Origin of the sequence: Aeromonas sp. SE22 (assembly GCF_038739755.1) — a bacterium.
Taxonomy (GTDB): Bacteria; Pseudomonadota; Gammaproteobacteria; order Enterobacterales; family Aeromonadaceae; genus Aeromonas; species Aeromonas jandaei.
The window spans coordinates 109,869-122,605 of the sequence record NZ_JBCGFD010000009.1 but is presented as its reverse complement, the minus strand read 5'-3'; the positions used below and the strand labels follow the sequence as shown (position 1 = coordinate 122,605).

General features: G+C 58.2%; 9 protein-coding genes. 5 read left to right on the top strand and 4 right to left on the bottom strand.

Annotated elements, in window-relative coordinates; all coding sequences use genetic code 11:
- Positions 1–131: 131 nt before the first annotated feature.
- Complete coding sequence (locus tag AAHA39_RS14685; protein ID WP_320657256.1) at positions 132–770, bottom strand: DsbA family protein; 639 nt, start codon at positions 768–770, stop codon at positions 132–134.
- A gap of 78 nt (positions 771–848) precedes the next feature.
- Positions 849–1,709, bottom strand: coding sequence for a Vmh family MBL fold metallo-hydrolase (locus AAHA39_RS14680; protein ID WP_041210044.1), 861 nt, complete (start codon positions 1,707–1,709; stop codon positions 849–851).
- Positions 1,710–1,832: 123 nt separating this feature from the next.
- Here AAHA39_RS14680 and AAHA39_RS14675 point away from each other — a divergent pair, with 123 nt between their 5' ends.
- Positions 1,833–2,732, top strand: a complete 900-nt coding sequence (locus AAHA39_RS14675) for a LysR family transcriptional regulator (protein ID WP_041210011.1) — start codon at positions 1,833–1,835, stop codon at positions 2,730–2,732.
- A 65-nt stretch (positions 2,733–2,797) separates the two neighbouring features.
- Here AAHA39_RS14675 and AAHA39_RS14670 read toward each other — a convergent pair whose 3' ends face one another.
- Positions 2,798–3,574, bottom strand: a complete 777-nt coding sequence (locus AAHA39_RS14670) for a BPSS1780 family membrane protein (RefSeq protein ID WP_320657257.1) — start codon at positions 3,572–3,574, stop codon at positions 2,798–2,800.
- A 263-nt stretch (positions 3,575–3,837) separates the two neighbouring features.
- Here AAHA39_RS14670 and AAHA39_RS14665 point away from each other — a divergent pair, with 263 nt between their 5' ends.
- Entirely contained in the window at positions 3,838–4,659 is an 822-nt protein-coding gene (locus tag AAHA39_RS14665; protein WP_320657258.1) for a M23 family metallopeptidase, read from the top strand.
- 56 nt (positions 4,660–4,715) lie between these two features.
- Here AAHA39_RS14665 and AAHA39_RS14660 read toward each other — a convergent pair whose 3' ends face one another.
- Positions 4,716–6,050, bottom strand: coding sequence for an MATE family efflux transporter (locus AAHA39_RS14660; RefSeq protein WP_320657259.1), 1,335 nt, complete (start codon positions 6,048–6,050; stop codon positions 4,716–4,718).
- Positions 6,051–6,205: 155 nt separating this feature from the next.
- On the opposite strand from AAHA39_RS14660, the gene mscM reads away from it, so the two are divergent.
- The 3 genes from mscM to AAHA39_RS14645 all read left to right on the top strand — a co-directional run bounded on the left by mscM (position 6,206) and on the right by AAHA39_RS14645 (position 12,228).
- Positions 6,206–9,487, top strand: a complete 3,282-nt coding sequence (gene mscM, locus AAHA39_RS14655) for a miniconductance mechanosensitive channel MscM (protein WP_320657260.1) — start codon at positions 6,206–6,208, stop codon at positions 9,485–9,487.
- Between the two features lie 26 nt (positions 9,488–9,513).
- Positions 9,514–10,197 (top strand): glycerophosphodiester phosphodiesterase, encoded by a 684-nt coding sequence (locus AAHA39_RS14650; protein ID WP_320657261.1) that lies wholly within the window; start codon positions 9,514–9,516, stop codon positions 10,195–10,197.
- Positions 10,198–10,350: 153 nt separating this feature from the next.
- A complete protein-coding gene (locus tag AAHA39_RS14645) occupies positions 10,351–12,228 on the top strand; it encodes a methyl-accepting chemotaxis protein (protein WP_201929108.1) in 1,878 nt (625 codons plus the stop codon).
- Positions 12,229–12,737: the final 509 nt, after the last annotated feature.

Below are 12,737 nucleotides of genomic sequence, written 5' to 3'. Positions count from 1 at the left end.
CCTTCGGGAATGGTCATATAGAGCATAGCCTGCAAGCAGAAAATCGAAGTGTTTCATATCGCTTCTGCATACCGGAATATCGGCCTGCCCCCTCCGCGCTAAAGGCTCCTTGTCTGTTCACACTTTAATAACTATTTCATCAGCTCCAGCAACTGCTGACGTAACCCGGCTGGGTCGCCCAAAAAGTCGGACACTCGGACAGGGCTCAGCTTGCCATCGCACTCCAGCCCAAGCGTGGGGTAGCCCTGACCACCAACCCTCTTCATCCACCCCTGGCTGTCAGCCAGATGTTGCAGCAGAGGGGCCTGCAGATAGGCTTGCTGGAACGCCTCTTCACTGATCCCCTGCTCTGCAGCCAGCGTGGCCAGATGTTCGGCAGAGCCCACCCAGACCCCGTCCCGATAATGGGATTGCTGGATCCGGTGCAGCATGCTCAGGCCATCACCACCCAGTGCGGTGACTGCCAGTACCGCACGGATCGGCGGTTCGGAGTCCAGCAGACAACCCTCACGCAGCAGAAGATCGTTGAAATAACGCTCGCCAAAAGGCTGACCGGTCAGCGCTTCGATCCGCTGATCATGAGGCCGGACATAGTCGCGCAGCGCTTCGCCCATCGGCTGACGACGCACACCCAGCCAGAGTCCGCCAGCATGGAGCTCAATCTTCAGTCCGGTAATGGTGGCGGCACTTTGCAGCAGGGGCGCCGCACCGTAGCACCAGCCACAGAGGGGGTCATAAACATAATGGAGAACGGGATTCTGTTGCTTCATGGTATCTCTCTTCACATTCAGGATAAAAAACCGGGCCCTCTGGCCCGGTAAAAAAACACAGGGATACGGCTCAGTGAATTACCACTTCATCTCGCCGGTATTGACCTTGGCACCGATGGCCAGACCATCGTCAACCGGCAGGGAGGGGTAGGCTTTCTTCAAGCTATCGATCAGCTGGCCAGAATTCTTCGCTTTCGCCAGCTCTTGCTCGAAACGCTGCACATAGCCACGGGTAAAGGTCACAGCTTCGCTCCCTTTCGGTTCAGCCCCCAGGAAGTGGCCCGGCACTACCCGCTCGGGTTTCAGCGCCAGCAGCTTGTCGAGAGCCTGAACCCAGTTGCTGCGGGCCGCTTTGGTCTGGCTGTCGGCCATCCAGACATGCACCCCGTGGTAAACCGGCACACCACCAAAAGCGGTCTTGATGGAAGGCGCCCAGAGGTAAGCATTCGGTGTGTTCATCTCCTTGATTTCGATCTTCTCACCATCAAGGGTCAGCTGGCTGGCAGTCATCACTTGCGGCACGGTCAGGCTCTTCGGTGCCCCTTTGCCCAGGATCGGTCCCCAGTAAGCCAATTTGGCATCCTTGGTCTCCTTGATGTGGTCGACCACGTGCTGGTCGGCCAGCACCTTCACGTTCGGGAAGGCTGCCAGTACCGGCTCCAGACCGAAGTAGAAGTCGGGGTCGCCAGCGCTGATATAAACGGTGGTCAGCTGCTTGCCACTCTTCTTGATCATGTCGACCAGCGCCTGACCATTCTGTACGTCGAACTGGGCATCGATCAGGATGGCCTCTTTATCGCCCGCTACCAGCGAGGAGGAGACCGGGAAGATCGCCTTTTCACCGGGGTTGTAAACGGTCACGCTCAGCGGGCCCGCCAGAACGGCGCCACTCAGCAGGGTGGTGGTCAGAGTCAGGTTGCGGATCAGGTTGTTCATCATGTTTTCCTCATTAATCATTCGGGGGTTCATTTGATGGACAGAGTTTATTAGATCACTTAAGGTGCAAATACAGCACTAACAGCGCATCACTGTTGCACAAATCGAACATATAGAGAGCCATACATGGATCGACTGACCGCTTTACGGGTCTTCGTCAGCGTAGTCGAACAGGGGAGCCTGAGTGGCGCCGGCGAGAAACTGGATATGTCGCGCGCTATGGTGTCGCGCTATCTGGCCGAGCTGGAGAGCTGGATGGGTGCCCGGCTGCTGCATCGCACCACCCGGCGTCTGAGCCTGACCGGCCCGGGCGAGGAGGCGCTGAACCGGGCCCGCGCCATGCTGGCGCTGGGAGAGGAGATGGAGCAGATCGCCGTGAAGGGGGATGATGCCCCCAAGGGGCAACTGCGGATCACCAGCAGTTACTCCCTCTCGGAAGCCTTGCTGGTTGGCGCAGCCAACGACTATCTGGCGCAATACCCGGGCACCGCCATCGATATCCTGCTGCTGGACAGAACCGTCAATCTGGTTGAGGAGCGGATCGATCTGGCGGTGCGCATCACCAACGATCTCGACCCCAATCTGGTGGCTCGCCGACTTGGCACCTGCCATTCGGTGGTCTGCGCCAGCCCGGCCTATCTGGCCAACCACCCGGCACCGCAAAAAGTGCAGGATCTGGCACTGCACAACTGCCTCACCTACACCTACTTCGGCAAGAGTCTGTGGGAGTTCAACGGCCCGGACGGCCCCGAGTCGGTACCGGTCAGCGGCAACCTGAGTGCCAATATCTCCAACCTGCTGCTGGAGGCGACCCTGGGCGGTGCCGGGATCAGCCTGCAACCACGCTACTCGGCCCAGCCCTATCTTGAGCGGGGAGAGCTGGTTCCTCTGCTGACCCAGTGGCAGCCCAAGCGACTCGGCGTTTACGGGGTGTATGCCACCCGAAAACAGATGTCACCGCTGCTGCGCAGCTTCCTCGATTTTCTGCTGGCCCGGATGGCGGCCGACCCGCTTTGGCGGGAGTGACAACATCCGGCAATGCAGAAGGGGCCACAGAGGGCCCCTTCTTTAATCAACTGTTCAAGGCTGCGTCAGGCTTCGAAGCCAAACGGAGTCACCGGAGGCGTCACCTCCCCCTCTTCATCGACGAAGATGTCACGGTACGCCACATAGATGGAGTAGTTGAGCGCCGGGATCACCACCAGCAGACCCACCAGTAACAGCACAGCGCCAAAGAGCAGCAGGATAGCGCAGAGGATACCCCACCAGAAGAAGGGCCACATGTTGCGCCAGCAACCGGCAAAGCTGAGGCGAGCCGCCTGCAAAATACCCATATCGTGGAAATAGATGAGAGCCGGAGCGAAGGTGACCGCCATCAGCACCGGAATAACCAGCATCATCCCCACCAGCAGCACGATCAACAGCTGCTGCACCTGCAGAGCAGAGACCACCATGCTATCGGGATCCTGGGTCAGCACCGAAAGCAGACCCCACATGGAGAGCAACCCCACGCAAACCAGCCCAATCAGGGTGAAAAGTGCCAATACCAGCAGACCACCCAGCATCAGGGGGGTCAGCTTGTGGCGAAAACCGGCAAAGAGGTCGTTGAAGTTGAGCGCTTCACCGCGGTATCCCCTGGCAGCCACGACGGCCCACCCCGCCCCCCACACCATGTAGAGCAGTTGGGAGATCAGCCCACCGGCTGGCAGCAGGTCGAGCACCATGCCAACGCCGAACCAGAACACCACCATGGCGACGCTGGCACCCATCCCCTTGTTGAAGATATCGAACCCGCTGCGAACCCATACCCAACCACGGCTGAGCGGGTGGCGGGCCGGTGCTTGGCGCAAAGGGGATAATCCATTCATGTCGTCTCCTCGGTGTATCGCAGGCATCAGTGCCGGATGCCGATTCTAGAGGCTGGACACCAGTGACTCAATGGCGAAGCGGGGTGTCAGCGACATAAAACCTGACGCAGCCAACCCCGATTGTCCGCTCTTTTCACCACCCGGCACTGGCTGCAACTACGCAGAGAGGGCAAAATCGTCTCCCTGCGCCCGCAGGCCAATCAGCCAGCCCACGGGGCGCACTTTCCGCCATCTGAGGCGTTTTAACAGCGAGTGGTATCGTCATGAGAGTTGTGTGTTGTCTGTTATTATTGCTGGCCAGCCAGTCGGCGCTTGCAGAAGGTTTTATCAGCCGTCTGCTCAACCATCCGGTGCCGGGCGGCGTGGCCGTTGTCCCCCTTGGCAAGGCATCCCCGGCGCCACAAGCCCATTATCAGGGCAAGCCCGTACTGGTCGTGCAGGAAGATGGCCAGTGGGTCGCCATCGTAGGCATCTCCCTCAAAAGCCCGCTTGGTAACCAAAACCTGACCACAAGCGATGGTCGCACCCTCGCCTTCACCGTTACGCCGAAGCACTACCGCGAGCAGCACATCAAGCTAAAAAACAGCCGTCAGGTCAATCCGCTCGCCGAAGACATGACCCGCATCAACCGTGAACTGGCCGAGCAAACCCATGCCTACCAGACCTTCAGTCCAAACCAGCCGAGCAACCTGATGTTCGACAAGCCGGTCAATGGCCCGCTGTCGAGCCCGTTTGGCCTGCGCCGCTTCTTCAATGGTGAGGAACGCAATCCGCACTCCGGGCTCGACTTCGCCGTCGGCGCCGGTACCCCGATCAAATCCCCCGCTGCCGGCAAGGTGATCCTGATTGGCAACTACTTCTTCAACGGCAATACCGTCTTTGTCGATCACGGTCAGGGGCTCATCAGCATGTTCTGCCACATGTCGAAAATCGATGTGAAGCTCGGCCAGAGTCTGCCGCGCGGCGGCATTGTCGGACGGGTCGGTTCAACCGGTCGCGCCACCGGGCCCCATATGCACTGGAACGTCAGCCTCAACGACACCCGGGTCGATCCCGCCATCTTTATCGGCGCGTTCAAGCCTTGATAATGACAAAGGCAGCCAATGGCTGCCTTTGTTGTATAAAACGCCCGGTATTCTGACTAGACCGGTGTGTGGGAGCCGGACTCCTGACGCATCGCCCGCCACATCAGCAACACCAGCAGAGTGCTGCAGGTCGGCAGTGCCAGCCACACCCCGGCCACGCCCCACATGGTCGAGAATCCCCACAGGAAGCCACCGATCAGCAGCAGCTTGCCACCGGTCAGCAGCGAGGCAATGCGGGGACGGTTGATCGCCTGAAAATAGGTGGCGCCCACCAGCAGCAATCCCTCCATCGGCAGCCCCCAGAAGTAGAGCCAGATCCCGAGCGTTGCCACCGGCAGCAGAGTCGCATTGTCGCCAGCAAAGAGGTAGACAGCCCCCTCGGGCCAGAGGTAGAGCGGCACCATGCCACAAAGAGCGATGGCGACGGTCACCCCCAGCGCCAGATTGCGGATCCGCAACACCCGTTGCCAGTTGCCCGCACCAGCATTGAAGCTGGCGATGGGCTGGATCCCCATGGCAATCCCCTCGAAGATGAGATAGAAGAAGGCCTCGGTATAGCTGATCACCCCGTAGGCAGCGACATGCAAAGAGGTGCCGACAGCCAGCAGTGCCTTGTTATGCAGCGCCAGCACCACCGAGAGATAGAGGTACATCAGGAAGCTGGAGAAGCCGAGTTTCACCGTCTCCAGCATCAGCCGCCAGTCGGGCAGCAGGGTATCCCAACCGATACGCAACTTGCTGCGCGGAGTAAAGAAGTGCCACAGACAGAGGCCACCGGTAACAGCCTGGGAGAGCATGGTGGCAATCGCGGCACCCGCCAGCCCCCATGGAATGACTGCCATCAGCAGATAGTCGAGCAGCACGTTGAGCAGGCCGCCCCCGACCAGGATCCAGGTAGTCAGTCCCGGCCGCCCGTCGTTGCGCAGCAGGGCGGTAAAGGCCATGGAGAGCACGGCAAAGACGCCGAGCCAGGCATACCACTGCAGATAGGCCAGACCGGCGGTAAAAATATCCCCTTCTGCCCCCATCCAGGCCAGCATCTCATCGCCATAGTTGATGCCGATGAAGGCGAGCACGGCCGCGGCCACCAGCACCATCACCAGTGCATTGCCGACGATATGGCGCGCCCGTTTTTGCTCCCCCTTGCCAAGATAGAAAGAGGCGAGCGAGGAGGAGCCCATGCCGATCAGCGCACCAACAGCGTAAAGCACGGCGCAGATGGGATAGGCAAGCATCAGTCCGGCCAAGCCATCCTGCCCCAGAATATGGCCGACAAAGATGCCATCGATGGTGACATAGATGCCGGTGACCAGCATGGCGGCCACGGTCGGGGTGACATAGCGCCAAAAGAGGCGGGAAAGAGGGGCGGTGCCCAGATCGACTGCGGACATAAAATGCTCAATGGAGGGAAAAACGGCCAGAATAATAGCCAAATCGGGCCGGGATCGCCCGTTATTTGTGTTACAAATCATTAATATTGAACGCTTTACCCTCTTCTGCCCCTGCTTTAGGCTAGGGCAACCTCTTATGAACGGACACGTGCTTCATGTTGCAACGCCTGCTCGCCCTCCTGCTTCTTTCCCTCGCTCTGCTCACGACCAATGCACAGGCCGATGACACCATCGCCCAGGCCGAAGCGCTGCTGCAAAGCGTCCCCAAGAGCGATACGCCGGAAAATCAGAAATTAAGGGAGAGCTATCAGCAGGCACTGCAGTTTGCCCGGGAAGCAGAACGTTACCGGGAGCAGGGCAAAGCCTATCAGCAGGTATTGATCGACTATCCCGAGGAGTCGGCCCGCCTCAAGGAGAGCCTGCGCAACTATCAGCCCAAGAGCCGTCCAGCCCTCTCCAGTCTCAAGGAGGAGAGCCTGCGCCAGGCCATTGGCCTTAGCAGCAACCGCCAGATGATGCTGCGCAAAGAGCGTCAGGGCATCATGGACAGCCTCAATCAGCTGGAGAGCACCGGGCAGGATTACCATCTGCGGGTGGATGATCTGCGCAAACAGCTGCAAGTCACCCGCAGTCAGCTGGAGCGACTCAACTTCAGCAGCGAATCGGATCGGCTGCAGGAGGCACAGCTGCTGCTGACCCGGATCAAGGAGCAGAGTATCTCCGACCGGATCCAGATGCTGGAGCTGGAGCAGCTCTCGGCCCAGCAGCGCAGCGATCTTGGCAAACTCAAATTGCAGGAGCTCAATCTGACCATTGCCGATGAGGACGAGTGGCAAGCGACCCTGATGGCCCAGCAAAACCAGTTGCGTCGGGAGAAGACCGAGCAGGCACTGGAAGAGAGCGAGCGACTGCGCAAACAGCTCTCGGACGATATGCCCCTGCTGCTGGAGCAGCAGCAACAGAATCAGGCTCTCTCCATCCAGCTCGGCCGGCTGGAGGAGCAGATCGAAGAGGTGCAGGACAGACAGCGCAGTGTCGACAAGAATCTGTTTGAGCTCAACGAACTGGTCAACTCAGTGCGCGAGCAGCTTGAATGGCTGCAGATAAGCGACGCTTACGGCGAGAACCTGCGCAGCAAGCTAGCCGATTTGCCCGCCTACTACCCCCTCGACAAACTCGAATCCGAAATCGTCAGCGCCCGCATGGCCAAATACCAGTACGAGACCGAGCAGGATACCCTCAAGGATCCCCGCCAGTTGCGCGACCAGCTCCTCGCCAATGAAGAGGTCTCCCTTGACCGCCCGCAGCAGGCAGTGCTCGACAATCTGCTCAAGGCTCGCCGCCAGCTGCTGACCCGTCTCAACGACGCGTCCGACACCCTGATTCAGGAGCAAACCAGACTCAAGCTGCTCTACAGCCATCGCAACAGCAAGATCGACGAGATCCGTGAGCTCAGCGCCAGTCACCTGTTCTGGATGCCGGATGTGCGGCCGCTCACCCCCTCCGTCATGCTCGGGGTGCCTGCCGCCCTCTCGCTGGCTTTCAATCCGGAGAACTGGCTGCAAGTCCCCCACGCTATCGCCGAAAACACGCCACTCAGTCTGACCCTGGCCACGCTGGGACTGCTGGTACTGGCCTGGAGCTGGTTCAAACTGGCTCGCCATCTGACCCAATATTGCGACCACATAGCACCACGGATCGGCAAGGTAACCCAGGACAAGTTCAGCCTTACCAGCCGGCTGCTGTTGCGCTCTCTGCTTGCAGCCATGCCGCTCCCCGCCATGGTACTGATGGTGCGGGGGCTGCTGGGCGGTGCCTGGCAATACCCCTTTGCCGTGGCTATCGGCCGCGGCCTAGGCGAGATCTGGTTTCTGCTGCTGGCACTGGTGCTGGCTCGTCATCTCACCCTTGAGAAGGGGATCCTGATCCACCACTTCCGCTGGCCAAAAGAGCAGGTGCAGAAAGTGTGGGGACAGTTTCGCACCCTGCTGCTGGTACTGATCCCGAGCTTTTTCGTGCAGGGGATGGCCAACAGCTATCAGGAGCACGCCTTCTACGACTCGCTCGGACGTCTGGCCTTTATCATCGGCGCCCTCTGGCTACTGCTCTTCTTCGCCCGTCTCAACCGGGAGCGGCTGCCGCTCACCTGGGGCCAGAGCGACATGACCAAACCACACCTGCTGCACCACTTCATCTGGAACAGCCTGATGCTGGCCCCCTTGCTGGCAGTGATCGGCACTCTGTTTGGCTACTTCTATACCTCGCGCACTCTGCTACGGCAGCTGGAGCTGAGCCTGCTGATGGGGCTTGGCTGCCTGCTTGTCTACTATCTGGCCAGACGCTGGATGCTGATCCAGCGTCGCCGGCTGGCCTTCGATCGGGCCAAGAGCAAGCGGGCGGAGATCCTGGCCCTGCGCGGCCGGGATGAATCGCACGAGGAACTGAGCTCGGAGATCCCGGATGTGGTCGAGGAGACCGAGCTTGACCTCGATACCCTCAGCACCCAGTCGCTAGGGCTGATCCGCACTCTGCTGATGCTCGGCTTCACCCTGCTGGTGGTGGTGCAATGGTCGGATCTCAACTCCGCCTTCAGCTTCCTCAGCAACATCGAGGTGTGGCAGGTCAGCAGCAAGATTGGCGGCATAGAGCAGCTCTCAGCCATCACCTTGCAGGATCTGATGCTGACCGCCTTCGTCTTCATCCTGACCGTGGTCACCGCTCGCAACTTGCCGAGCCTGATGGAGCTGACCCTGCTGCAGCATCTGAGCCTCTCCCCCGGCACCGGCTTTGCACTCACCACCACCAGCAAGTATCTGGTGATCCTGATCGGCGCCCTCACCGGCTTCTCGATGCTCGGCATCGACTGGTCCAAGACCCAGTGGCTGGTTGCAGCCCTTTCGGTCGGTCTGGGTTTCGGTCTGCAGGAGATCTTCGCCAACTTCGTCTCTGGCCTCATCATCCTGTTCGAGAAACCGATCCGGCTGGGTGATACCGTCACCATCCGCGATCTGACCGGCACAGTGACCAAGATCAAGACTCGCGCCACCACCATAGTGGATTGGGATCGCAAGGAGATCATCGTCCCCAACAAGGCCTTCATCACCGAGCAGTTCATCAACTGGTCGCTCTCCGATGCCATCACCCGGGTACGACTGCGGATCCGCATCGGCCTGACCCGGGATCCCAAACTGGTTCAGACTATTCTGGAAGAGTCGGTCAAGGCATCGACACTGGTGCTCGATACCCCGACTCCCGAAGTGTTCCTGATCGAGTTCACCGACTCGGCACTGATCTACGAGATCCGGCTCTACGTGAACAACATGGATCATCGGATGCCCATCACCCACGAAGTTCACTCGCTGGTGCTGGAGAAGATGCAGCAACAGGGGCTCACCCTGCCCCACCAACAGATTGATATTCACTTGAGCAGGGGCTAACCCGGCCAATGAGAAAGGAGCAAACCATGCAGATCATTGCTCACCGGGGGGCCAGCGGCCTGGCCCCCGAGAACACCCTCAAAGCAATGGCCAAAGCGCTGGAACTGGGGGTCACCGCTATCGAGATCGACGTGCAGGCGGCCGATGGCGAGCTGTGGGTATTCCACGATCGGCGGCTTGAGCGCTGTACCAACGGCAAGGGCGTTCTGACCGAGCAATCCCGCTCCTATCTGGAACAGCTCGATGCTGGCGAGGGGGAGAGCATTCCGACCTTGTGGCAGGTGATGAGCCTGATTGACGGCAGCTGTGAGCTGCATATCGAACTTAAGGGTACCAATACCGCCGATGCCGTCGCGGCACTGACCAAACGGGCCGAGAACGAGCTCGGCTTCACCGCCAACCAATGGGTGGTCTCCTCATTCCACCATCCAGAGCTGGCTCGCTTTGCGACCCTGCGACCCGATATCCGGATTGGCGCTCTTACGGCCAATCTGCCGCTCGAACTGGCGCACTTTGCCGAAAAGCTGGGAGCCTGGTCCATCAATTGCGATGTTGATTTCATCGATGCTGCACTGGTCGATGATGCACATCGCCGTGGATTAAAGGTACTGGTCTATACGGTCGATCACCTTGCCGACCAGCAACAGCTGGCCGCTATGGGGGTCGACGGCATCTTCACCAATCGGCCCGACCGTTTTTTAACGCAGTGAGCAACCAGCATCCGTATGGATAAGCGTGAGGTTAACCGCTAACTTTAAGTCGTAGACCGGGATAAAAAGAGTCCAACTTCGGCCGATAAGAGATGGCACATAACAATAATTCGCTCGAACACACTTCAGACTGACGCTCACAAGGAAGTAACTATGAACTTATCCATTAAAAACAAACTTGTTCTGGCTATCGGGATCATCATTCTGGTGATCACCGGCCTGCAGGTCTGGTACAACACCTCGCAGCTGCGCAGCGAAACCCAGCGACTGATCTGGAGCTTTATCGACGAAAGTTCAGCCGCCAACGTCAAGGGGATATCCCGCTGGCTCGATGCCCGCGTCAACATGGTCAGCTCCACCAAGGAGGCGTTTGCCAAAGAGGATAATCCCATCAGCCATCTGGCCCAGTCCATGAATGCGGGCGGGTTTGATCTCGTCTATGTGGGCACCAATGATGGCAAGATGATCCAGAGCAAGCCGACCGATCTGCCCGCCGGCTACGACCCGCGCCAGCGCCCCTGGTACAAGGACGCCATGGCCGCAGGTAAAATGACCATCACTGCACCCTATGCAGATATATCCACCGGGCAACTGATTATCACCATCGCCGAACCGTTCCAGCGTGGTAATACCCAAGGCGTCATTGCCGGCGACGTATCCATCAGCGGATTGGTTTCCGACATTCTGGCGGTCAATACCGAAGGCACCTACGCGGTACTTATCGACAGCAGTGGCACCATCATTGCCCACCCGGATGCTTCACTGACCCTGAAACCAGCCACCGCCCTCTCCCCCGAGCTGACTGCATCCGGGGTCAATCGCATTGCTCATGACGGTACCATCTCAGAGATGGATATCAGCGGCAAACTGAGCGTGTTTGACCTGAACCAGATCCCCAATACCGACTGGTACTACGGCATTGTGGTCGATGAGGCGGTGGCCTATCAGTCGGTCAAACGCATGGTCACGTCAGCACTTCTGCAAGGCCTGCTCACCATCATCATCGTGGCGGGTTTCTCCTATGTCGCCATCAATGGCTCTCTGGCCCCGCTGAAAACCCTGGGTGAAGCGATTGCCGATCTCTCCCGTGGCAATGGCGATCTCACTCGCCGCATCAAGATCGAGCGTGAAGACGAGGTCGGCGTGGTCGCCAAACACGTCAACACCTTTATTGATCGGATCCATGTGATGGTGCAGGACATCTCAAACTCCTCCGGCCAGCTCAACCAGCAGGCCAAGTCCTCTCACAACATGGCGGAGAAGGCCAATCAGGGGCTGGCTCGCCAGCAAAACGAGATCTCCCAGATTGCAACGGCCGTTCACGAAATGTCGGCCACAGCCGTCGAGGTAGCCAGCAACGCCGAGCAGACTGCCGAAGCGGCGCGCTCCTCCAGCAGCAGCTGTGAACATGGCAAGCAGGTCATCGCCCGCAACCAGCGTTCCATCACCGATCTGGCGACTCAGGTCGAGCAGGCATCCAACATCATTCAAGAGCTGGAGAAGAACGCGCAGGAGATCAATACCATCCTCTCCACCATTCAGGGCATCGCCGAGCAGACCAACCTGCTGGCACTGAACGCCGCTATTGAAGCTGCTCGTGCCGGCGAGCAGGGCCGTGGCTTTGCGGTGGTTGCAGACGAGGTACGGGTGCTGTCACAGCGTACTCACAGCTCCACCGTCGAGATCCGCAGCATGATCGAAACCCTGCAGCGCAATACCCAGGGTGCGGTCAGTACCATGCATGAAGGGCAGTTGCTGGCTCAGAACAGCGTAGATGATGCCAACAACGCCACCCAGGCGCTGGAGCAGATCACCGCTTCCATCAACCAGATCTCCGACATGGCGACCCAGATCTCCAGCGCCGCCGAGGAGCAACGAGCCGTTACTGACGAGGTCAGCCGCAACATTCAGGCGGTGAAAGATGTCTCGGACGAGCTGGCCGTAGATGCCGACAGCTCACGCCATCTCTCTGAACAACTTAAAAATATTTCGGGTGAATTGAGTAATCAGGTCGGTATGTTCCGTATCTGACGATGATAAAAAAGGGGCCGTACAGGCCCCTTTACTTTTTTAAATATCGCTTAATTATCAGTGAGTAATCTAACACTACCGTCGCCTCCTCACCTTCCTGTTGCCCCCGCCATTCAGTAGCCCCCATTGGATATATTCCACTTTTTCAGCCGAGGAAAGGATTAGTAATTTTTATGCATGCATCTAAATGCCAATAATTATCATTAAAAAGTTTTAATAAAAAACTTAAAATTTTTTTCGTGAGTACCTAAAAAGAGAGGTGATTCGCATTTTATTGAAAGAAAACTACGTATAATCCGGAAGTTAAAGTCTTCGTAGCAAGGTGTTTTACTGCTCAATAACACCAAAAAATGACGAAAATTACGACATTTTCATCCAGGGATCAGGGTGTTTTAGAAAAAAATAACTACGAAAAATGGAATAAAACCAAGCTGTTTGACTTGCATCAAGCCTGAATTTTTTTCATAGAGCAAAATCGTGCCCAGCAAATCTATCCCTAAGGAGGCAGA

Coding starts and splice junctions, on each gene's coding strand:
- AAHA39_RS14650 (WP_320657261.1), top strand. CDS start 9,514: ATGCAGATCATTGCTCACCGGGGGGCCAGCGGCCTGGCCCCCGAGAAC.
- AAHA39_RS14645 (WP_201929108.1), top strand. CDS start 10,351: ATGAACTTATCCATTAAAAACAAACTTGTTCTGGCTATCGGGATCATC.
- AAHA39_RS14660 (WP_320657259.1), bottom strand. CDS start 6,050: ATGTCCGCAGTCGATCTGGGCACCGCCCCTCTTTCCCGCCTCTTTTGG.
- AAHA39_RS14685 (WP_320657256.1), bottom strand. CDS start 770: ATGAAGCAACAGAATCCCGTTCTCCATTATGTTTATGACCCCCTCTGT.
- AAHA39_RS14665 (WP_320657258.1), top strand. CDS start 3,838: ATGAGAGTTGTGTGTTGTCTGTTATTATTGCTGGCCAGCCAGTCGGCG.
- AAHA39_RS14670 (WP_320657257.1), bottom strand. CDS start 3,574: ATGAATGGATTATCCCCTTTGCGCCAAGCACCGGCCCGCCACCCGCTC.
- AAHA39_RS14675 (WP_041210011.1), top strand. CDS start 1,833: ATGGATCGACTGACCGCTTTACGGGTCTTCGTCAGCGTAGTCGAACAG.
- AAHA39_RS14680 (WP_041210044.1), bottom strand. CDS start 1,709: ATGATGAACAACCTGATCCGCAACCTGACTCTGACCACCACCCTGCTG.
- mscM (WP_320657260.1), top strand. CDS start 6,206: ATGTTGCAACGCCTGCTCGCCCTCCTGCTTCTTTCCCTCGCTCTGCTC.